Below are 21,218 nucleotides of genomic sequence, written 5' to 3' on the forward strand. Positions count from 1 at the left end.
AAAAAGCTACTGGGACACAAAGCCTTCGTAGGGTGCGCACCTGTGCGCACGCGGTCACAGCATGCTGGCTTACGGCTGCTGCTTCTCTACGCTGCCTTCGCGAACCGCGTGCGCACAGGTGCGCACCCTACGCCTTCTGTAAGCCGTGCGGCCCGATCACATCGCTCCGTTCATCTGCCCCGGCGACCGGCCAACTCCCCGTTTATGCGGTTTATCGGATAAGGGTAGCAAGCTGCATGCGGCCCAGCTAAATTAGCACCGTAGCCGAATTTCAGAGGACCTGCCGTGAAACACCCCAAACCCGCCAACTTCGCCACCTTCCTTGACGATCTCCAAGTCGCCTGCATGCATGTCCTTCGCGGACTCGGCCGGGCCGCGCGCACCATCGCCGCCCTGCCCTGGCCCGCCCTGCTGGTTGCCGCGCTGCTGTTCGCGCTCGTGCTCACGGTCGTGCCGCTGGCGCTGTTCATCTTCATCGTTTTCATGGCGGTCAAGTTAGCGGTTGCCGCCATCGTGGTCGATCGCCGCCGCAACCGGAGGGATTGAACATGCAGTCCCACCAGTTCGACCGTCTGCTTGACTTCGTGCGCGCCGCGTTCAACGAAGCGAACACGTTGTGGTGGAAGTTCTTCGACTGGCTCGCGGTGGTCGAGTGGCGCCAGCTGTACCTGACGTGGTTCCTCGTTTTCATGGCGTTAGGTGTCATGCTGCACACGCCCGAGCCCGCGTTCTGGTATATCCTGATCTCGTTCGGGGTCAAGGTCCTGGCCGGCGGCAAGCGCAAGGCCGAGCTGATGGCCCGGGAAGCGACGGTCAAGGCGGACGTGGCCACGCTCGAACGTCGCCTGATGGAAGCGCAGATGGCGACACTGCAGGCACAGATCGAACCGCACTTTTTGTTCAACACGCTCGCGCTGATCGGCCAGCTGATCGAGACTAATCCGCCCGAGGCAGCGCGCATGCACCAGCACCTGATCGACTACCTGCGCTCGACCCTGCCGCAGATGCGCGCGCGCGGCGGCGGCACGCTGGGCAAGCAGCTCGAACTGTCGCGCGCCTACCTCGCGATCATGCAGGCGCGGATGAAGGAGCGTTTGAGCGTCAAGTTCAACGTGCCAGATTTTCTCGGCAGCGCGCCGTTCCCGCCGATGATGCTGCAAACGCTGATCGAAAACGCGATCAAGCACGGGCTGGAGCCCAAGATCGAGGGCGGCACGATCGAGGTGCGCGCGCATGTGGAGGGCGCGACCCTGCACGTGGACGTGTGCGACGACGGCGTCGGCATCGACCCGCATGCCGACGAAGGCGTGGGCTTTTCCAACATCCGCGAGCGCTTGCAGCTGCTGTACGGCACAAGCGCCGAACTGGTGATCGAGGCATTGCCGCTCGGCGGCGCCTGCGCCTCGATCCGCCTGCCCTACAAAATGATGGAGGACGCATGATGGCTGCAGCAGAACGCCCGATCACCGCGCTGATCGCGGACGACGAGGAACCGATGCGCGACCTGCTGCGCGCACGCCTGCAGGCCGTGTGGCCGGAACTGTCGATCGTGGCCGAAGCGGCCAATGGTGTCGAAGCGGTCGCGCTGGCGCAGCAGCACCGTCCCGACATCGCCTTCCTCGACATCCGCATGCCCGGCATGAGCGGCATCGACGCGGCGCGGCAGCTGTACAACCGCTGCCATATCGTGTTCGTGACGGCGTACGACCAGTACGCGCTGGACGCCTTCGAACAGGGCGCGATGGACTACCTCCTCAAGCCGATAACGGCCGAGCGGCTGGCACTGAGCCGCGACCGCCTGCGCACGCGGCTGGCGCAGGCGCCGAAGGACATCGGCGAGCAGCTGTCGCAGCTGGCCACGCTGCTGCAACAGGGCACCGGCACCACCAAGCGCAGCTACCTGCGCTGGATCCAGGCCCAGGTCGGCGGCAGCCTGCGCATGGTGAGCACGCGTGAAGTGCTGTTCTTCCAGTCGGACGAAAAATACACGCGGGTGCAGACCGCGACCGCCGAGCTCCTGATCCGCAAGACGCTCAAGGAGCTTGCGGAAGAGCTCGACCCGGACGAATTCTGGCGGATCCACCGCTCGACCCTGGTGCGCGTGGACGCGATCGCCGAAGTGTCCCGCGACATGCGCGGGCGGCAGATGCTCAAGGTACGCAACTATCCGCAAGAGCTCGAAGTGAGCCGCAACCACGCGCACCTGTTTCAGCAGATGTAGTACAAGGATACCTTCGCCCGGCAATCGAAGGAGGTCCCCATGTCGCGTCCCGTTCACTTCGAAATCCACGCCTCCGATCCGCAGGCGCTGATGGACTTTTACGGCGAGCTGTTCGGCTGGGCCTTCAACAAATGGTCGGGCGGCGAATACTGGATGATCTCAACCGGGCCGGACGACCGGCCCGGCATCAACGGCGGCCTGCTGCCGCGGCACGCGCCCCGGCCGCCGGAGAACGTGACCCCGAATGCGTTCGTGATCACGGTCGACGTCGAAGACCTCGACGCCGCGCTGGACAAGGCGCACGCGATCAGCGACCGCGCAGCCGTGTGCGTTCCCAGGATGGCGGTGGCGGGCATCGGCTGGCTGGCCTACATGCGCGACCCCGACGGCAACGTGTTTGGTATGATGCAGCCGGACCCGAATGCCGCGTGACAGGCTGGAGAATGAGATGAGCAATGACGAACAGGAAATCCGCAACCTCGTCCAGACCTGGCTGCGCGCCACGCGCGAGGGCGACGTCGACACCATCATGTCGCTGATGACCCCGGACGTGGTGTTCCTGATGCCGGGAGCGCCGCCGATGATCGGCCGTGCTGCCTACGGCGACGCGCTGCGCACGGTGCTTGGCAAACATGTGATCGATGCGTCCAGCCAGATCGACGAGGTCGTCGTCAGCGGCGACCTGGCCTATACCCGTGCGCGGCTGAAGATCACGGTGACCACCAAACACGAAGGCACGCCCACGCTCAAGGAAGGACACACGCTGTCGATCATGCGCCGCTGCGACGACGGCAAATGGCGGCTGGCGCGCGACGCCAATTTGATCGCTCCGGGCGGCTGACGGCCTCACTCTTTTGATCGACACCGGAGGTTTCATGCTCGACCTGCGTCCCAACTGCGAGTGCTGCGATGCCGACATCGCGCCCGATTCGCGCGACGCTTTCATCTGCACGTTTGAATGCACCTTCTGCCGCGACTGCGTGGAAGGCGAACTGGGAGGAATGTGCCCGAACTGCGGCGGCGAGTTGGTGCGCCGGCCGGTGCGCAGCCCGGAAATGCTGCTCAAGTACCCGGCGCGCAAGGAGCGCACGGCGGTCAAGCGCAAGACGACCTAGCAACGTGCGCACGTGGTTCGCGAACGCAGCGTAGTGAAGCGGCAGCCGCGAGTCGGCATACGGTGACCGCGTGCGCACAGGTGCGCACCCTACGATGTGCGACGACAGGCCGTAGGGGGCGCGGGGCCGCCGAGGACCTGTGCGCACGCGGTTCGCGAAGGCAACGTAACGCAACCGCCGCCGCAAGTCAGCACGCGGATACCGCGTGCCCAGAAGGTCTTACTGCTTCAGATCCCACCCACCAAACGCATTCGGCAGCTGTCCCGCAGCCGTGGTCTCGAGGATGTCGCCCTTCAAATTGGTCAGCACCACCGGCAGATCATTCCCGCCCAGCTCCAGGACCACCTGGCGGCACGCGCCGCACGGCGCGATCGGGCCTTCGGTCTCGCCGATCACGGCCAGCGCCGTAAAGTCGCCCGGCTGGTAGCCGTGCGCGATGGCCGAGAAGAAGGCAGTACGCTCGGCGCAGTTGCACAGTCCGTACGACGCGTTCTCCACGTTACAGCCGCGGAATACACGCCCGTCCTTGCACTCCAGCGCGGCCCCGACCTTGAATTTGGAATACGGGGTGTACGCCAGCTCGCGCGCCGCACGCGCCTCATCGATCAACTTCGTGTATTTCATCTGCCTTTCCTTCACAAGCGAATGGTCCGGTAAATCATCGGTTCGACCGCAGCCGCAGATGCGCCGATCGCGTAGGCCGCCTGCACCTCGCGCACCGCCCGCTGCGCCGCCGCTTCGGTACGCGCGTGAACCAACGCCAGCGGCTGGCCTTCTTCGATTCTGTCGCCCAGCTGGACCAAATCGGTCAGGCCCACGGCATAGTCGATCGGGTCCTGCGGACGCACTCGTCCACCACCAAGGCCCACTACCGCGAGACCCAGCCCACGGCAATCGGTCGATGCGGCAAAGCCCGAGCCCAGCGCCGGCACCGGCACCACGACCGGCGCCTTGTCGAAGTAGGCATCCGGACGTTCCATCAGGTCAGCCGGTCCACCCAGCGCCGTGACCATGCGCGCAAAGCGCTCTGCCGCCTCGCCGGAATCGAGACCCGCCTGCAGTTTGGCGCGCGCCTCGTCGTCGCTGGCGGCAAGGCCGGACAGGACCAGCATTTCGGCGCACAGCGACATGGTCACCTCGTGCAGGCGTGCCGGACGCGACTTGCCGGTCAGGTAATCGATCGCGCAGCGCACTTCGACCGCATTGCCGGCGCATGGCGCCAGCGACTCGTTCATGCCGGTCAGGATCGCGGAGGTGCGGGTGCCCGCCCCGTTGCCGACCTTGACGATGCTCTCGGCCAGTTCCACCGACTTGTCATAGGTCGGCATGAATGCGCCGCTGCCGACCTTCACGTCCATCACCAGCGCGTCCAGGCCCGCCGCCAGCTTCTTGGACAGGATCGAGCCGGTGATCATCGCCACCGATTCGACGGTCGCGGTGGTGTCGCGGATGCCGTAGAAGCGCTTGTCGGCCGGCGCCAGTTGCGCGGTCTGGCCGATGATGGCCACGCCGACGTGGCGTACCACCTTGCGGAACAATTCCGGATCGGGGACGGTGCAGTAGCCGGGAATCGAATCGAACTTGTCGAGCGTGCCGCCGGTGTGACCCAGGCCGCGGCCGGAAATCATCGGCACGTAGCCGCCGCAAGCGGCGATCATCGGGCCGAGCATCAGCGACACGACGTCGCCCACGCCGCCAGTGGAGTGCTTGTCGACCACCGGGCCCGGCAGGTCCAGCGACTTCCACTCCAGGACCTGGCCCGAGTCGCGCATCGCCAGCGTGAAGGCGACGCGTTCGTCCATGTTCATGTCGTTGAAGTAAACGGCCATGGCGAGGGCCGCGATCTGGCCTTCGGTGACGCTGCCGTCGGGGATGCCGCGCACGAAAAATTCGATTTCGTCCGCCGTGAGCGTGCCGCCGTCACGCTTTTTGCGGACGATCTCTTGGGGTAAAAACATGGGCGTATTCCGCTTCCAAAAAGGCTAAAAAGGTAGCTCTCAAAAAGCCGTTCCCGCCTGGAGCGGGAACGACGAATTACTGCATTTGTTGTGGTTGAACCGTGCTGCTTACACGCCGTACGGAATCCAGACGTTCTTCACCTGGCTCGCATGCTGCAGCACCGCGCGGCCGCAGGCCTGCTGCGCGCTGAACCAGTCGCGGCCACGGCCGCCGCCGGTCCAGGTGCGCTTGAGCGATTCGGCCGACAGGCGCTCGACTTCGGCGCAGCCTTCCGCCGAACCGTCGTGGCGCCAGATCGCGTCCACGTCAAAGTGCGTGGCCAGCGTGCGCGCCAGTTCGTCGGCGCTGCCGGTGACGATGTTCAGCGCGCCGCCCGGCAGGTCCGAGGTGTCGAGCACCTGGTACAGGTCGGTCGCCGACAGCGGAGCGGTTTGCGAGGGCACCGCAATCACGCGGTTACCCAGCGCCAGCGCCGGTGCCACCAGCGAGATGAAGCCCAGCAGCGGGTTCTCGTTCGGGCAGATGACGCCGATCACGCCAACCGGCTCGTTCAGCGCCACCGTGATGCCATGCATCGGCGGCTGGTGCGCCAGGCCGTCGTACTTGTCGGCCCACGCAGCCCAGTAGAACAGGCGCTCGATCGACGCCTGCACTTCGCGCTCGGCGTTCTTGGCGCCGGTCTGCGCGGCGATGCGGGCGGCGAATTCATCGGCACGCGCCGCCAGGTTTTCGGCGATGTAGTACAGCACCTGGGCGCGGTTGTGCGCCGTGGTCTTGGCCCAGCCGGATGCCTTGTGCGCCGCCTCGACGGCGTTACGGATGTCCTTGCGGTTGCCCTCGCCCACGTCGGCCAGGAAGGCGCCGTTGGCGCCGGCGATCGCGCGGCTGTAGCCGCTGTCCGGGCGCGCCTGCTTGCCGCCGATGTACAGCTTGGCGGTGCGGTCGATCGCGAACGGGTTACCGTCCGTGGCCGGCTTGACCTTGCCCTTGTCCGCAGCGTTCGGCGCAGGCGGACGCGCATCTTCCGCCAGCGGCGTCAGGTACTCGTACATGCCTTCCTTGCCGCCTTCGCGGCCGAAGCCCGATTCCTTGTAGCCGCCGAAGCCGCAGGCTGCGTCGAACTGGTTGGCGGTGTTGATCCACACGACGCCGGCCTTGATCTGGGGAGCCATGTCCAGCGCCAGGCTGATCGACTCGGTCCACACGCAGGTGGCCAGGCCGTACACGGTGTTGTTGGCCAGCTGGACCGCCTCGCCCGGGGTGCGGAAGCTCATCGCGACCAGCACCGGGCCGAAGATTTCGGCCTGGGCGACAGTGGCCGTGGTCGAGGCGCCAGTGATCAGGGTCGGCGGGAACCACGAACCGGTTGCCGGAATTTCGCATGCCGGTTGCCAGACTTCGCAGCCCTCGGCGCGCGCCGATTCCACCAGGCCGTGGATGCGTTGCTGCTGCACCGGGTCGACCAGCGCACCGACGTCGTTCGACTTGTCCAGCGGCGAGCCGACGCGCAGGTTCTGCATGCGCGCCTTGACCTTGGCGATGAAGCGGTCGTACACCGATTCCTGCACCAGCAGGCGCGAGCCTGCGCAGCACACCTGGCCCTGGTTGAACCAGATCGAATCGACCAGGCCTTCGACCGCGGCGTCCAGGTCGGCGTCCGCGAACACGATGAACGGCGACTTGCCGCCCAGTTCCAGCGACAGCTTCTTGCCGCTGCCGGCGGTCGCCTTGCGAATGATGCGGCCCACTTCGGTCGAGCCGGTGAACGCCAGCTTGTCGATGCCCGCGTGGTTGACGATTGCCTCGCCCACGCTGCCGTCGCCGGTGACGACGTTGACCACGCCTGCCGGCACGCCGGCCTGCTGGCAAATCTCGGCGAACAGCAGCGCGGTGAGCGAAGTGAATTCGGCCGGCTTGAAGACGATCGTGTTACCGGCGGCCAGTGCAGGCGCCACTTTCCACGCCAGCATCAGCAGCGGGAAATTCCACGGCACGATCTGGCCGACCACGCCCACGGCGCGGTAATCGGCGAATTCTTCGGACTGCAGTTGAGCCCAGCCAGCGTGGTGGTAGAAGTGGCGCGCGGCCAGCGGAATGTCGGCGTCGCGCGTTTCGCGGATGGTCTTGCCGTTGTCGAGGGTTTCGACGACGGCGAACAGGCGCGAGTGCTTCTGCAGCAGGCGCGCCAGCGCGTACAGGATCTTGGCGCGGCCGTGGCCGCCCATCGCCACCCAGCCCGGCTGGGCGCGGCGCGCGGCTTCGACTGCGCGATCGACGTCGGCACTCGTACCTTGCGTCACCTGCGCCAGTTCGCTGCCGTCAGCGGGGTTGAACGAGGCGAAGGTCTCGCCCGGCTCGGTCCAGGCGTTGTCGATGAAGAGGCCGAAACGGCGCCCATGCTGCTCCAGCCACGCGTTCGCTTCTTTGGTGCTCTCGGGAGCGGGGCCGTAGTCCATAGTTTGCAGAATCTCTTGAATTGTTGGCATGACGGGTCCGTTCGGTATTTATGGTTGCGCGTGGCGGTGGGCAGCGGAGTAGCTGCCGGTCACGAAGTGCTCGATCTGGCGCTCGATGTCGGTGAGCAGGCTCGAAGCACCAATGCGGAACAGGTGCGGCTCCAGCCATTCGTTGCCCAGCTCTTCCTTCATCACGGTCAGGTACTGCAGCGCGGACTTGGCCGTGCTGACGCCGCCGGCAGGCTTGTAGCCGACCATGAAACCAGTTTGTTCGTAGTATTCGCGGATCGCGCGCACCATCACCAGCGACACAGGAATGGTCGCGTTCACGCCTTCCTTGCCGGTCGAGGTCTTGATGAAGTCGGCGCCGGCCATCATGCACACCCACGAAGCCTTGGCCACGTTTTCCAGCGTGATCAGGTCGCCGGTGGCGAGAATCGCCTTCACGTGCGCTTCGCCGCAAGCCTGGCGGTAGGCCACCATTTCGTCGTACAGCGCCTGCCAGTTACCGGTCAGGACGTGCTGGCGGGTGATCACGATGTCGATCTCGGTTGCGCCTGCGGCCACCGACAGCTCGATCTCGCGCAGCTTGGTTTCCATGCTCGACAGGCCGGCCGGGAACGCGGTCGACACCGCGGCGATCGGCAGGCGGCCTTGCAGCACCTGCGCTGCCGGCTGGATCATTTCGTGGTACACGCAGACGGCGCCGGTGGACAGGTTGGAGAGGCCCAGGGCCTGCATCAGGTCGGCGCGCAGCGGGCGCATCGCCTTTTTGCACAGGCGCTCGACGCGGCCCGGGGTGTCATCGCCCGCCAGGGTGGTCAGGTCGATGCACTGGACCGCCTTGATCAGCCATGCGGCCTGGTATTCTTTTTTCACAGTGCGTCGCGCGGCCAAGCTGGCGGCACGACGGTCGGCCGCGTTACGGTTGACCTTGAGGTGGTTGACCCAACCGAGGTCCAGGCCGACGGCTGTGTTGCGTTTGAAGTCCGGGTTCTGGGTCATAGCAGTGCAGTTCCGTTCGAGAGGGGTTTGACGCCGAGATGCTTGGCCAGCGTGGCGCCGATATCCGAGAAGGTGTTCGAAATCGGCAGCTCGCGCGGGGTAACAGCAGGGCCGAAGAAAATCATCGGGATGTGTTCCCGGGTGTGGTCCGAGCCGTTCCAGCTCGGGTCGCAGCCATGGTCGGCGGTGATGACGGCGATGTCGCCTTCCTTCATCTTGGCGATGAACTCGGGCAGGCGCGCGTCCAGTTCATGCAGCGCGTTCGAGTAGCCCGGGATGTCGCGGCGATGGCCGAACAGCTGGTCGAAGTCGACGAAGTTGACGAACGTGAGCGAGTTGTCCGGCGCCTCGTCGGCGGTGCTCAAGAGCGCGTCGAACAGGGCCATGTTGTCCGGGCCCTTGATCAGGCGCGTGACGCCCTGCCCCGCGAAGATGTCGCTGATCTTGCCCAGCGCGATAACCTCGCCGCCGGCCTCTTTGACGTGATCGAGCAGCGTGGGCGAAGGTGGCGGCACCGCGTAGTCGTGGCGGTTGCTGGTGCGCTTGTAGTCGCCGTTCGCGCCGACGAACGGGCGGGCGATCACGCGGCCGATGTTGTACGGCTTGACCAGTTCGTAGGCCGCCTCGCACACCTGGTACAGGCGCTCCAGCCCAAAGTGCTCCTCGTGCGCGGCGATCTGCAGCACCGAGTCGGCCGAGGTGTAGAGGATCGGTTTGCCGCTGGCAACGTGCTCGTCACCGAGCTCGTTGATGATCGTGGTGCCGGAGGCGTGGCAGTTGCCCAGCCAGCCGGCGACGCCCGTGATCTCCTGCAGCTTGTCGGTCAGCTCCTGGGGGAACGACGGCACCGTGCGCGGGAAGTAGCCCCAGTCGAACAGCACCGGCACACCGGCGATCTCCCAGTGGCCACTCTGCGTGTCCTTGCCGGTCGACTGCTCGCGCGCGGCGCCCCATGCGCCGGCAAAGCCGTCGCGCTGGTTAAAGCCCACCGGCCACTCGCCGCTGGCCTTGTGTGCGGCCGCCGCCAGGCCCAGGCGCTCCAGGTTGGGCAGGCGCATCGGCTTGCCCTGGCTGGCGGCCCAGGCCGCGATGTGGCCGAGGGTGTTGGCGCCTGCGTCGCCGTACTTGTCGGCGTCGGGCAGCGCGCCCAAACCGAACGAGTCAAGCAGGAGGATGAATGCACGGGACATGTCTATGCTCGATAAAAATCAGGCCGCGCGCGGCACTTGAGCCAAGCGCGCGATGAAAGCCTGGATCAGCGCGACCAGATCCTTGGCGCCGATCGCGGCGTACTTCAGGGTCTGCTCGTGCGACAGGGGGAACGGGGTCAGGCCTTCGGCCAGGTTGGTGATGACCGACACGCCCGCCACCTTCAGGCCGCAGTGGCGCGCCGAGATCACTTCCGGCACCACCGACATGCCGACCACGTCGGCGCCGAGCGTCTTGAACGCGCGGATTTCGGCGGCGGTCTCGAAGTGCGGGCCTGGAGCTGCCAGGTACACGCCTTCGTGCAGCGTGATGCCGCTTGCGGCCGCGGTGTCCTTGATCAGGTTGCGGATGTCGGCGTCGTAGGCGTTGGCCATGCTGAAAAAGCGCGGGCCAAAGCGTTCGTCGTTGGGGCCGGCCGTCGGGCTGGCGGGCAGGAAGTTGATGTGGTCGTTCAGCACGACCAGGCTGCCGGCGTCCACTTCCTGGCGCAGCGAACCGGCCGCGTTGGTCACGAACAGCATCTCGCAGCCGAGCAGCTTCATCGTGCGCACCGCCGAGGTCATCACGCCCCCACCGTAGCCTTCGTAGAAGTGGCCGCGGCCCTTCATGCACACCACCTGCACCCCGGCCAGCGTGCCGAGCACCAGTTCGCCCGCGTGGCCGTGCACGGTGCTGACCGGGAAGCCGGGCAGCTCGGTGTAGCTGATCGATACCGCGTCATCCATCTGCTCGGCCAGCACGCCGAGGCCGGAACCGAGGATCAGCGCTACGCGTGGCGCGAAGTCCGGCTTGCGGGCGCGAATAATGTCGGCGGCTTCGAATGGGGTATTGCTGGACATGCGTTTTTCCTTCTTGTGTTATGTCATGAGGCCGACGGCGGCGCGGGACGTGCGCCAGGTGTTCGCAGGGTTGCGGGGCCTTTCCTAGGGAATATGAGAACTATGCATTATCCCGGATATGTAGGGCAAATACCATTTTTCTTGCCGATTTATACGATCGGTGTATAAATGCAGGGTGGTTCGAGTCGTTGCGAAAATACAGTTGGCAATCGGTCCACTATCTTCATCGCCGGCCAGCTGATGATTGACCTCGATAAAACAATTGTTTAATATTGCCAAACATTTGTTTGACTGGCGGCGCCGTGATTGAAACCTCGAAAAAAGAACAGCTGTACGAACTGATCAGGGCCAACCCGTTCATTTCGCAACAGGACCTGGCAAGCCGCCTGGGCCTGTCGCGCTCGGCGGTGGCCGGCTACATCGCCGGCCTGATCCGCGAGCGGCGCCTGCTCGGGCGCGCCTACGTGCTGCCCGATCGCCGGCCGGTCCTGTGCATCGGCGCGGCCAACATCGACCGCAAGCTGCGCGCGGAAGATAGCCTCGCGATGGGCACCTCCAACCCCGCGCGCCAGAGCGAATCGTTCGGCGGCGTCGCACGCAACATCGCCGAAAACCTGGCCCGGCTCGGCGCGCCGGTGGCCTTGACCACCGCAGTGGGCATTGATGCGGCCGGCGCTGCCCTGCTCGCGCACGCACACAAGCTCGGCATCGATACCGGCGCCACACTCAAGCTGCCAGGCGCCAGCAGCGGCACCTACACCGCGGTCCTTGACCATGACGGCGAAATGGCTGTGGCGCTGGCCGACATGGCGCTCTACGACGCATTGACCCCCGACTTTTTCGCCGTCAGCCAGCAGCAGCGCGCCAACGCCGCGCTGGTGGTGGCCGACCTTAACCTGCCGCTCGATGCGGTCCAAGCGCTGATCACGGAAGCGGCGCAGGGCGAGGTGCAGCTTGTAATCGTGGCGGTATCCGAACCGAAGATGAACCGCTTGCCGGCTTCGCTGCATGGCGTGCGCCTGCTGATCCTTAACGAAGGCGAGCTCGCGGCGCGCGCCGGACGCGTACTGGAAAGCGATGCGGACATCGCCGCGGCCTGCCAGGAGCTGCGGGCACAAGGCGCACAAGACCTGATCGTCACCCGTGGCGCGCGCGGCGTGCTCTATACAATTGGCGACGGAATCGAACACCTGCCCGTCCCGGCAACAAGCGTGGTCGACGTGACCGGCGCCGGCGACGCCTTCGCGGCGGCCGTCTGCTGGTCGCTGCATCGCGGCGACGGCGATCTGGCTTTAGCCTGCCGCCGCGGCGTGCGGCTCTCAACGCTCACCCTCGGCTGCAATCACACGGTATGCCCGGACCTGACACCAAACAGCCTGGACGACATCGCCGGCGGCCCTTCCACCCTCATTCACCAGGACTGATCATGCAATCATTTCTCCTCTTTTCGCCTGAAGTCGCCAACGCCCGCGCGGCCGGCAAGCCGATCGTCGCGCTCGAATCGACCATCATTTCGCACGGCATGCCCTATCCCCAGAACGTGCAAACCGCGCGCGAAGTCGAACAGGTAATCCGCGATGCCGGCGCGGTGCCGGCCACGATCGCGATCATTGGCGGCAGGATCTGTATCGGCCTGTCGGACGAACAGCTCGAACTGCTGGGCACCTCGCAAGATGCGATGAAAGTGAGCCGGCGCGACCTGCCCTACGTGCTCGCACAAGGCAAGCTTGGCGCCACCACCGTGGCCGCGACCATGATCTGCGCGGACCTGGCCGGCATCGACGTGTTCGTCACCGGCGGCATCGGCGGCGTGCACCGCGGAGCCGAAACCAGCTTCGACATCTCGGCCGACCTGCAGGAACTGGCGCACACCAGCGTGGCCGTGGTCTGCGCCGGGGTCAAGTCGATCCTCGACATCGGGCTGACGCTGGAATACTTGGAGACGCACGGCGTGCCGGTAGTGAGCGTCGGCCAGCCGGGCTTTCCCGCGTTCTTCACCCGCGACAGCGGATTTACGGCCGACTTCCAGCTCGACACGCCGGAAGAACAGGCCAAGTTCATTCACACCAAGTGGCAGCTTGGCCTGGCGGGGGGCGTGGTGGTGGCCAATCCGGTGCCACACGAATCGGCGATGCTAAGCGCCGAGATCGACGGCATCATCGAACAGGCATTGAAGGAGGCAGGCCAGCAGGGCGTCACCGGCAAGTCGGTTACCCCGTTCCTGCTCGACCGGATCAAGCAACTGACTGCAGGCCGCAGCCTTGAGACCAATATCGCGCTGATCAAGCACAACGCGGTGGTTGGCGCGCGGCTGGCCGTGGCGATGAACGGACAATCTGCCTGACCCAAGCGAGCGCCCCATGTCGATCGACCTCAAACAGCTGAAGTACTTCCTCGCGGTGGCCGAAGAAAAAAGCTTCAGCCGCGCGGCCGAACGGCTGCACATTTCGCAGCCGCCGCTATCGCAGCAAATCATGAAGCTCGAAAGCGAGCTAGGTGTGCGCCTGTTCGCACGCACCACCCGCAGCTTCGAACTCACCGTCGCCGGCAAGGCGCTGATGGCCGAAGCGGCGGAACTGCTGGCCAAGATGCGCATGACGATCGACACCATTCGCCAGATCGACCGCGGCGAAGTCGGACGTCTGCGGGTGGGCATCGTCGGCTCGGCGATGTGGGGGCCGATCCCTGGCCTGCTGGAGCAGTTCCAGAGCCAATTCCCACGCGTGACCTGGACGCTGCACGAACTCGGTCCGAACGACCAGTACGAAGCGCTGCGCGGCAAGCAGATCGACGTCGGCTTCTGGCGCGAACCGCGGCTGGACCGGGACGAGCTCAAATTCGTGGGCCTGCGCCAGGACCTGTGCTTCCGCGAGAACTTCTGCGTGGCGATGCATGAACAGCATCCGCTGGCCAAGCAAAAGCAGATCGAACTGATCGACATCGCGAACGAGCCCATGCTCACCCTGCACCTGGACCAGTCGGCCGAACCGCGCTACCTGATCCAGTGCTGCGTCAACGCGGGCTTTCACCCGACGATCTTCCAGCAGGCGACCGAGCCGCAGACGCTGCTGGCGATGGTGGGCGCCGGGCTGGGCGTGGCGCTGATGCCGCAGACCACCAGTCGGATCGGCTGGCCCGGCGTGAAGTTCGTTCCGATCAAGACCAATCCGCCGTCGGCGAACCTGTATATCGCCTACCCGGTGCAGGACGACGCGCCGGTGGTGCGGGCGTTTCTGAATATTTTGAATCCTGAGGCGGAGTGACCCGTAGGGTGCGCACCCCGTGCGCACGCGGTCACGGCGTGCTGACTTGCGGCTGCTGCTTCACAACGCTGCTTTCGCGAACCGCGTGCGCACAGGTGCGCACCCTACGAAAAATTCTGGTTAATGCGTCGCGCCGCCGACTTCCACCACATCTGCTTCCACCGCCAACGCCACCTCGACCGCCGCGCGCAGTCCTTCCACGATATCCTCGAGCGCCATACTCGGCATTCCCGGAAAAGCCAGCGCCTGCTCCGGCAGGTAAGGCACGTGGATGAACCCTGCGCGCGCCCCGGCCCCGGCCATGTGGTGCATCAGCCCATAAAACACGTGGTTGCAGACGAACGTCCCGGCCGTCTGCGACACGCCGGCCACCAGCCCCCGCGCGCGCATCTCGCGCACGATGGCCTTGATCGGCAGCGTCGCAAAATACGCGGCCGGCCCGCCGTCTACAATCGTGCGGTCCACCGGCTGCTGCCCGGCGTTATCCAGAATCGCCGCATCGTCGACGTTGATCGCCACCCGCTCCACCGACAGCTCGGCGCGCCCGCCGGCCTGCCCTACCGCGATCACGAGATCGGGCTTAAGCAGGTCGACCGCGTCCCGGACAACCTGGTTGGCCAGCCCGAACACGCATGGCAGCTGGCGTACCTCGACGGTGAAGCCTTCGCCCCTCCATCCCTGGAGCGCGCGTACGGCTTCCCATGCGGGATTGATCGTCGCCTCGTTAAAGGGCTCGAACCCGGTCAGCAGAACGGTCCTGGTCATGGTTACTGGTGCATCAAGAAGTAGAGAAGGAAGATATTCGCGACCAGCAGCGGCAGGGCTGTCGGCACCTGCGCCTTGATCACGGCATGCCTGTCCGGCAGCTCGAGGAGCGCCGCGGGCACGACATTAAAGTTGGCCGCCATCGGCGTCAGCAGGGTTCCGCAATAAGCGCTGAACATGCCAATCGCCGCCATCACTGCCGGATTGGCGTGATAGACGCCGACCAGCACCGGAATGCCGACCCCGCCCGCCACCACCGGAAAGGCCGCAAAGCCGTTGCCCATCACGATCGTGAACAACGCCATTCCCAGGCAGTAGACGGCGCAGGCCACGAAACGCGAATCCATGTTGATGTACGAGGTCGTGATGTAGGCCACCGCCTTGCCCACGCCAGTTTCGGTGAACAGCAGCCCGAGCACGGCCAGCAGGTGCGGCAGCACCAGCGCCCAGCCGATCGCATCGAGCAGGCGGCGGAATTCGCGCACGCCCTGCACGGGGGTGGAGCGCGTGAGCAAGCATGCGGCCAACAGCGCCAGCACGGCGGCCACGCCCAGGCTCACCAGGGTCAGGTTCTTGGGATCGAGGACGAACAGCCCGCCGAGCTTTACGTCCTTGAGCAGGGTGGAACCGGCGATGGTCACGAGCGGAATCAGTAACGCCGGCAGGAACAGCTTGTGGCCCAGGCGTGCGGCGCTCGTGCGCCGTTCTTGCTCGGGCAGCGCCTGGTGCCGGCCGTGGCCGACGCCGCCAAGGCCAGCGATCAGCGCCATCGCGATCATCATGGCGCCCGCAATGGCCGGCGGCAGCCGCTCGCCAGCCAGGTAGGCCAGGGCGTACAGTCCCCAGAACAGCGCCGTGGTGAAGCGCCGCGGGTTGGCGCGGTCAAACGCGGACAGCAGCGCCATCGCGGCCAGCAGCAGCCCGATCAGCAGGTAGAAAATCTCGAGGGAGAAGATCACTCGGCCTTCCCTTCATCCCGGATGTGCACATCGAGCCGCCGCAAATTCCAGCTGTGGATGACGAATGCGCAGATCGCGGTCGGCAGGCCCCACAAGGCCATGTGCAGCGGGCTGACCTCGATGCCTTCGGCGCGCAGGATGGTCTGCATCAGGACGATGGCGCCGAACGCGACGAAGATGTCCTCGCCGAAGAACAGGCCGACGTTATCCGTGGCCGCGGCCATCGCGCGGATGCGGTGGCGCAGCCGGTCGGAGAGCTTGCCGGCGGCGCGCGCCTCGGCCGCTCCTTCAGCCATCGGCGCGATCATCGGGCGTACCATCGAGGCGTGCCCGCCCAGGCTGGTGAGGCCAAACGCGGCGGACAGTTCGCGCACGAACAGGTAGACCACCAGCAGGCGGCCGGTGGTGGCCGAACGTATTTTCGCGATACTGGCCTGAGCGTGTTCCTTCAGGCCGAAGCGCTCCAGAAGGCCGATCGCGGCCAGCGGCAGCAGATAGATGAGCGGCAGGTTGCGGGTCTTGATGAAAGCCGCGCCGAGCGACTCGAGGATGGCCTGCACCGGCATCGCGGCCGCAAAGCCGGTGACGCCGCAGGCCGCAATCACCACCAGGGCCGGGTTCGCGCGCAGCACGAAGCCGGCGATGATGACCGCCACGCCGGCGAGCGGCCACAGATTCACTGCCGCCATGCCTTAGTCGGGCTTGACAGGCGTGAAGGCGTCGTTCCCGACCACCGTGTTCCACTGGCGTACGCGCCAGCTCGTCACCAGGCCATGCCTGACGTACGGATCGGCCGCGGCAAAGCGTTCGGCCGGTTCCGGGGACTGGCTGGAGAACAGCAGCACGGCCATGTCCGAAGGTTCGGCCAGCGCTCCGGCCAGCACCATCTCGCCGCGCTCCTGTGCCTGCCACGCAAGCTTGAGGTGTTCAGTGCGAAATTCACCGCGCCGCTCCAGGTAGTCGGGAGCGAGCTCATACATCAGCAAGTAATGCATTGTGCGTCCAGGTAATCAATCGATCCGGCAATGTTACCCGATCCTCGGGCAGTTACAACTTGCCGTTTCGGAAAACTTTACAATGAGTGCTTTGCTTCGGTTCCTTATGCCGCCTTCAGTCGACATCCGCCGTGCGCTGGCCGAGGATGCTCCTGCCCTCACCGCACTGATGCACGCCAGCGCCGCCTATCGTGGGGCGTACGCCGCGATTCTCGACGGCTATGCGGTCACTCCCGCCCAGATCGGGCGCGACCTGCTGTATGTCGCTCTCAAGGACGGGCAGCCGCTCGGCTTCTATTCCCTCGTGCACGCCACCTGCGAGCCGGAGCTGGACCTGATGTTTGTCTCCGATACGGCCCAAGGGTGCGGCGTGGGCGCACTGCTGTTCCAGCACATGCAGGAAAGCGCCCGGTCGCTTGGCATCGGCCGCGTGAAGATCGTCTCGCATCCGCCAGCCGAAGCATTTTACCTGCGCATGGGCGCCCAACGCATCGGCTCGATCCTGCCGGCCGGCCGCGTGACATGGGCGCGGCCCTTGTTGAGCCTGCCGGTCGAGCCTGGTCAAAGTCAGCAATAACGCGGCCAGTCCACACGGCTTTCAGCGATCCCGTCACTTCCGCGCAGCAGTCGTAACGCTGCCTTGATCGTGCTCATGGGCGGCGGTCGGTGCGCCCCTAAGCTTCGTGGCGTATTCGACCACGGAGACGACTATGATGCGCCGACCCGCCCTGCCCTCACGATTCACGCGCGTGACCAGATGGGTTCTGCCTGCCCTGCTGGCGCTTGCCGCGCCCGGTTGCGGCGGAGGATTTGTGGCGATCGGTTACTACGACGATGGCGACGGCTACCATGAGCATGACCATAACCATGACCAGCCCCCGCCAAAACAGCCGGACCCGGCGCCATCCGGCACCGGCCTGTTCCTGTTCGCGGGAGATGTCTGCCAGTGCGACGGCACGCTGGACGGTACCGGCCCGAGCGCGCGCCTGGACGGGCCTGCGGGAATGACCACGGACAGCCAGGGCAACTTGTTCGTTGCCGAACGCAACAGCTCCACCATCCGCAAGGTCACGCCGCAGGCGGTGGTGACGACGGTTGCCGGCGCCGCCGGCACGCAGGGCAGCAGCGACGGCGTCGGCCAGGGCGCGCGCTTTAATGGCCCAACCAAGCTGCAGGTGGACCGCAACGGGGTCCTGTACGTGGCCGATGCCGGCAACTCGACGATCCGCCGGGTCTCGCCGGAAGGCGTGGTGACCACGATTGCCGGTACGGCAGGCGTGTGCGGCAGCGTCGACGGCATCGCCAGCCGCGCCCAGTTCTGCAATCCGCAAGGCATCGCGCTCGACCAGCGCGGCAATATGTACGTGGCTGACACCCAGAACAATACCGTGCGCAAAATCGACGCCGCCGGCAACGTCACCACCATTGCCGGCGCGCCGGGCCTGTGCGGCAGCGCGGATGGCCGGGGCACCGCCGCCCGGTTCTGCCAGCCGCAGGCCATTGCGCTGGACGCGCTGGGCTACCTTTACGTGGCGGATACGGCCAATTCGACCATCCGCATCATCAGCCCGCGCGGCGACGTCAGCACCCTGGGTGGCCGCCCGAACGACTGCGGCAGCGCCGACGGCAATGCGGTCACGTCGCGCTTCTGCCGCCCGGGCGATGTCGAGGTCGATGCCGCGGGCAACCTGTATGTGGCCGATACCGGCAATGCAACGATCCGGAAAATCAGCACGCGCGGGACGGTGAGCACCGTGGCCGGCGTGGCGGGCCGCAACGGCACCGTGCTGGGGCCGTTGCCGGGCGGCCTGGACAAGCCGCAGGGCATGGCGGTGACGGGCAAGAACACGCTCGTGGTCACGTCGAACAACCTGCTGTTGAAACTCGTCCTGGCGCCCTGACCGGCCGGCGCCCCGAACTGAGCATGGCTGCGTTGCGGCTCCTGGCCGCGCAACTGCCCCCGCCGCGCCTTGCCCTGCTCATATTGAAAAAACGCTTACTTCCGCTGCATGATGCGATAAGTTTCCTTGCTCAGCCGTTGTAAAGACACGACTGCAGGCACCAAACCGACCAACCCTTGCGCCGTTTGCTATCTGGCGCACGGAGCAAATTCCATTGCCGAGGTAGACTGGTGTCATGAACACCACGTCCAAAAAGGTCGCTGCGGGCATGGCTGGCTTTGCCAGCGTGCTGTGGCTTGGCTTGACGGCCGCGGTGGCCGCCAGCCAGCGGCGGCTGGTGTTCAATCCCACCGTCAAGCGCGAAGTGCAAAGCCCGCGCAGCAGCGGCCACCGCACCCGTCCGGTGGTGCTGCGCGCCAAGGACGGCACCCGCCTGTGCGGCTGGCTGATGACGCCGCCGCTGCCCGGCCCGCAGCCGGCAGTGCTGTATTTCGGCGGCCGCTCCGAGGAAGTGTCGTGGGTTGCGCGCGACGCCGGCAAGTTATTCCCGGGCATGACCGTGCTCGCGATGAACTACCGCGGCTACGGCGCGTCGCAGGGCGACCCGGCCGAAACGCACATGGTCGACGATGGCTGCATGCTGTTTGACTGGCTGGCCGCGCGCGCCCATGTCGATCCGCGCCGCATCGCGGTGGTCGGGCGCAGCCTCGGCTCCGGGGTTGCGGTCCAGGTCGCCAAGGAACGGGCGGTCCATTCGGTCGTGCTCATCACGCCCTACGACTCGATCCTGGCCATCGCCAAGCGGCGCTTTCGCGCCATGCCGATCGAATACATGCTGCGCCACCGTTTCGAATCGATCAAGTACGCGCCCTCGCTCACGGCGCCCACCTATGTGCTGCGCGCCGCGGTCGACGACGTGATCCCGCACTCGCACACCGACCAGCTGGTGGCCAAGCTCGCCCAGCTCAAGGGCGACGACATCATCCCCGACTCGGACCACCTGAACATCCCCTACCTCGAGGCGACCCAGCAGCGGATCGCCACCTTCCTGCACGGCCAGTTCAGCCTGCCGGCGATGATCGCGGCGGAGCACCGGCTGCCCGGCTGAACTGCCCCCGCACGGCTGTTCCGTAGCCGGCACGCGACACAAAATCCGGAAAGTTGTCTCAATTTATATTTGCTCGAAATAAATTGCGAAGTAAAATCGTATTTGCCATACATAATCGGGCTGATGCATAGTGGCAAGGCTGAGCTGCGAAAGGCTGTCAGCGCGACCACGATATCAATCGTCGAGGCCTCACCAAACTGGCCTGACAGCATCCGCACGGCGAGCCGACGGCGGCACCGCGCTTGCTTGGCAGTGGCGATAAAGCTTGAGCAGTCCCACCCAAGCGGCTATTGCGGCAGGTACAATATCGGATATTCCAGGAGCCAACTCATGAAATTTAAGCAACTCAGCATGGCGGTCGCGGCGCTGTGCATCGCCGGCAGCGCAATGGCGGCAGCCGCGCCGAAACTGGGCATCGTGTACGACGCCGGCGGCAAGTTCGACAAGTCGTTCAACCAGTCCGCCTACGAAGGCGCGGAACGCTTCAAGAAAGAGACCGGCATTTCGTACCTGGAAGTCCAGGCCAACAGCGACACCCAGGCCGAGCAGATGCTGCGCAACCTGGCGCGCAAGAAGCTGGACCTGATCGCCGCCATCGGCTTCTCGCAGACCCAGGCCGTGCAGAAGGTCGCTGCGGAATTCCCGAACGTGCGCTTCGTGATCATCGATAGCATCGCCAAGGGCAATAACGTCAACTCCGTGATGTTCAAGGAACAGGAAGGTTCCTACCTGGTCGGCGTGGCGGCGGCGATGGCATCGAAGAGCAAAAAGCTCGGCTTTGTCGGCGGCATGGATATTCCCCTGATCCGCGCCTTCGCCTGCGGCTACGCCCAGGGCGCCAAGGCCGAAGACAAGAAGGTTGAAATCCTGCAGAACATGGTGGGCACCACCAGCGCGGCCTGGAACGACCCGGCCAAGGGCGGCGAACTGGCGCGTGCGCAGTTCGACCGCGGCGTGGACGTGGTGTTCGCAGTGGCCGGCGGCAGCGGCATGGGCACGCTGCAGCAAGCCAAGGAAAAGGGCAAGCTGGCGATCGGCGTGGACTCGAACCAGAACTACCTGCACCCGGGCACGATGCTGACCTCGATGGTCAAGCACGTCGACGTCGCCATCTACGACGCGTTCATGCAGGTGAAGAACGGCACCTGGAAGCCGGGCATCACCTACAAGGGCCTGGCCGAAGGCGGCGTGGACTGGGTGCTCGACAAGGACAACCGTGCCGTGGTGACCCCGGCCATTGAAAAGCGCGTCAACGCCATCCGCGCCGACATCATCAACGGCAAGATCAAGGTCGTGGATTACCGCGCCAACAGTTCCTGCCCGATCTGATCCCTTTTGTAGCCTGAGGGGTAGCCTGACGACGGGCCACCAAAGCCAAAAACCCACCGCGCCGGTACTTGCCGGCGCGGTGCGCTTTTGAATG

The 21,218-nt window shown here is 65.5% G+C and carries 23 protein-coding genes; 13 read left to right on the forward strand and 10 right to left on the reverse strand.

Going from position 1 to position 21,218, the window contains the following annotated elements; genetic code table 11:
• Positions 1-285: 285 nt before the first annotated feature.
• From E4O92_RS09590 to E4O92_RS09615, 6 genes are read left to right on the forward strand one after another with little or no spacing between them, the layout of a single operon-like run.
• On the forward strand, positions 286-546 hold the full coding sequence (locus tag E4O92_RS09590) for a hypothetical protein (RefSeq protein ID WP_229483215.1): 261 nt from the start codon (positions 286-288) through the stop codon (positions 544-546).
• A gap of 2 nt (positions 547-548) precedes the next feature.
• Positions 549-1,442 carry a sensor histidine kinase gene (locus E4O92_RS09595; protein ID WP_135189541.1) on the forward strand — a complete coding sequence of 298 codons (894 nt, stop codon included), beginning with the start codon at positions 549-551 and terminating at the stop codon, positions 1,440-1,442.
• Positions 1,439-2,221, forward strand: coding sequence for a LytR/AlgR family response regulator transcription factor (locus E4O92_RS09600; RefSeq protein ID WP_135189542.1), 783 nt, complete (start codon positions 1,439-1,441; stop codon positions 2,219-2,221). The genes E4O92_RS09595 and E4O92_RS09600 overlap by 4 nt, the downstream gene beginning before the upstream one ends.
• A 39-nt stretch (positions 2,222-2,260) precedes the next feature.
• The gene (locus E4O92_RS09605; RefSeq protein WP_135189543.1) at positions 2,261-2,653 is read left to right on the forward strand and encodes a VOC family protein; all 393 of its coding nucleotides are present in this window, start codon (positions 2,261-2,263) and stop codon (positions 2,651-2,653) included.
• Positions 2,654-2,669: 16 nt separating this feature from the next.
• A complete protein-coding gene (locus E4O92_RS09610) occupies positions 2,670-3,062 on the forward strand; it encodes a YybH family protein (RefSeq protein ID WP_135189544.1) in 393 nt (130 codons plus the stop codon).
• Positions 3,063-3,096: 34 nt separating this feature from the next.
• Positions 3,097-3,336, forward strand: a complete 240-nt coding sequence (locus E4O92_RS09615; RefSeq protein WP_135189545.1) for a DUF1272 domain-containing protein — start codon at positions 3,097-3,099, stop codon at positions 3,334-3,336.
• Positions 3,337-3,555: 219 nt separating this feature from the next.
• On the opposite strand, the gene E4O92_RS09620 is transcribed toward E4O92_RS09615, so the two are convergent.
• The 6 genes from E4O92_RS09620 to xapA form a co-directional block, all read right to left on the reverse strand.
• On the reverse strand, positions 3,556-3,960 hold the full coding sequence (locus tag E4O92_RS09620; protein WP_135189546.1) for a cytidine deaminase: 405 nt from the start codon (positions 3,958-3,960) through the stop codon (positions 3,556-3,558).
• An 11-nt stretch (positions 3,961-3,971) separates the two neighbouring features.
• Entirely contained in the window at positions 3,972-5,294 is a 1,323-nt protein-coding gene (gene deoA, locus E4O92_RS09625; protein WP_135189547.1) for a thymidine phosphorylase, read from the reverse strand.
• Positions 5,295-5,402: 108 nt separating this feature from the next.
• Positions 5,403-7,781: an aldehyde dehydrogenase family protein gene (locus E4O92_RS09630; RefSeq protein WP_370659999.1), complete on the reverse strand. Its 2,379-nt coding sequence runs from the start codon at positions 7,779-7,781 to the stop codon at positions 5,403-5,405.
• A gap of 18 nt (positions 7,782-7,799) precedes the next feature.
• On the reverse strand, positions 7,800-8,756 hold the full coding sequence (gene deoC, locus E4O92_RS09635; RefSeq protein WP_135189548.1) for a deoxyribose-phosphate aldolase: 957 nt from the start codon (positions 8,754-8,756) through the stop codon (positions 7,800-7,802).
• Entirely contained in the window at positions 8,753-9,946 is a 1,194-nt protein-coding gene (locus E4O92_RS09640) for a phosphopentomutase (protein WP_135189549.1), read from the reverse strand. The genes deoC and E4O92_RS09640 overlap by 4 nt, the downstream gene beginning before the upstream one ends.
• Positions 9,947-9,964: 18 nt before the next feature.
• Positions 9,965-10,804: a xanthosine phosphorylase gene (gene xapA / locus E4O92_RS09645; RefSeq protein WP_135189550.1), complete on the reverse strand. Its 840-nt coding sequence runs from the start codon at positions 10,802-10,804 to the stop codon at positions 9,965-9,967.
• Positions 10,805-11,106: 302 nt separating this feature from the next.
• On the opposite strand from xapA, the gene E4O92_RS09650 reads away from it, so the two are divergent.
• Genes E4O92_RS09650 through E4O92_RS09660 form a run of 3 tightly spaced genes read left to right on the forward strand, consistent with a single transcriptional unit; the run spans position 11,107 to position 14,067 of the window.
• Entirely contained in the window at positions 11,107-12,228 is a 1,122-nt protein-coding gene (locus E4O92_RS09650; RefSeq protein WP_135189551.1) for a carbohydrate kinase, read from the forward strand.
• A 2-nt stretch (positions 12,229-12,230) separates the two neighbouring features.
• The gene (locus tag E4O92_RS09655) at positions 12,231-13,148 is read left to right on the forward strand and encodes a pseudouridine-5'-phosphate glycosidase (protein ID WP_135189552.1); all 918 of its coding nucleotides are present in this window, start codon (positions 12,231-12,233) and stop codon (positions 13,146-13,148) included.
• A gap of 16 nt (positions 13,149-13,164) precedes the next feature.
• Positions 13,165-14,067: a LysR family transcriptional regulator gene (locus tag E4O92_RS09660; RefSeq protein WP_135189553.1), complete on the forward strand. Its 903-nt coding sequence runs from the start codon at positions 13,165-13,167 to the stop codon at positions 14,065-14,067.
• A gap of 120 nt (positions 14,068-14,187) precedes the next feature.
• Here E4O92_RS09660 and pcp read toward each other — a convergent pair whose 3' ends face one another.
• The 4 genes from pcp to E4O92_RS09680 are packed head-to-tail and all read right to left on the reverse strand — an operon-like array spanning position 14,188 to position 16,786.
• On the reverse strand, positions 14,188-14,832 hold the full coding sequence (gene pcp, locus E4O92_RS09665; RefSeq protein WP_135189554.1) for a pyroglutamyl-peptidase I: 645 nt from the start codon (positions 14,830-14,832) through the stop codon (positions 14,188-14,190).
• 2 nt (positions 14,833-14,834) lie between these two features.
• Positions 14,835-15,791, reverse strand: coding sequence for a DUF979 domain-containing protein (locus E4O92_RS09670; RefSeq protein WP_135189555.1), 957 nt, complete (start codon positions 15,789-15,791; stop codon positions 14,835-14,837).
• Positions 15,788-16,480 carry a DUF969 domain-containing protein gene (locus tag E4O92_RS09675; protein WP_135189556.1) on the reverse strand — a complete coding sequence of 231 codons (693 nt, stop codon included), beginning with the start codon at positions 16,478-16,480 and terminating at the stop codon, positions 15,788-15,790. The genes E4O92_RS09670 and E4O92_RS09675 overlap by 4 nt, the downstream gene beginning before the upstream one ends.
• A gap of 3 nt (positions 16,481-16,483) precedes the next feature.
• Complete coding sequence (locus tag E4O92_RS09680; RefSeq protein ID WP_135189557.1) at positions 16,484-16,786, reverse strand: YciI-like protein; 303 nt, start codon at positions 16,784-16,786, stop codon at positions 16,484-16,486.
• A 106-nt stretch (positions 16,787-16,892) separates the two neighbouring features.
• On the opposite strand from E4O92_RS09680, the gene E4O92_RS09685 reads away from it, so the two are divergent.
• The 4 genes from E4O92_RS09685 (at position 16,893) to E4O92_RS09700 (ending at position 21,124) form a co-directional block, all read left to right on the forward strand.
• The gene (locus E4O92_RS09685; protein ID WP_135189593.1) at positions 16,893-17,363 is read left to right on the forward strand and encodes a GNAT family N-acetyltransferase; all 471 of its coding nucleotides are present in this window, start codon (positions 16,893-16,895) and stop codon (positions 17,361-17,363) included.
• Between the two features lie 133 nt (positions 17,364-17,496).
• Complete coding sequence (locus tag E4O92_RS09690; RefSeq protein ID WP_135189558.1) at positions 17,497-18,687, forward strand: NHL domain-containing protein; 1,191 nt, start codon at positions 17,497-17,499, stop codon at positions 18,685-18,687.
• 235 nt (positions 18,688-18,922) lie between these two features.
• Positions 18,923-19,795 carry an alpha/beta hydrolase gene (locus E4O92_RS09695; RefSeq protein ID WP_135189559.1) on the forward strand — a complete coding sequence of 291 codons (873 nt, stop codon included), beginning with the start codon at positions 18,923-18,925 and terminating at the stop codon, positions 19,793-19,795.
• A gap of 330 nt (positions 19,796-20,125) precedes the next feature.
• Positions 20,126-21,124: a BMP family lipoprotein gene (locus tag E4O92_RS09700; RefSeq protein WP_135189560.1), complete on the forward strand. Its 999-nt coding sequence runs from the start codon at positions 20,126-20,128 to the stop codon at positions 21,122-21,124.
• The last annotated feature ends 94 nt before the right edge of the window (positions 21,125-21,218 follow it).

The organism is Massilia horti (assembly GCF_004614195.1).
Classification (GTDB): domain Bacteria; phylum Pseudomonadota; class Gammaproteobacteria; order Burkholderiales; family Burkholderiaceae_D; genus Telluria; species Telluria horti.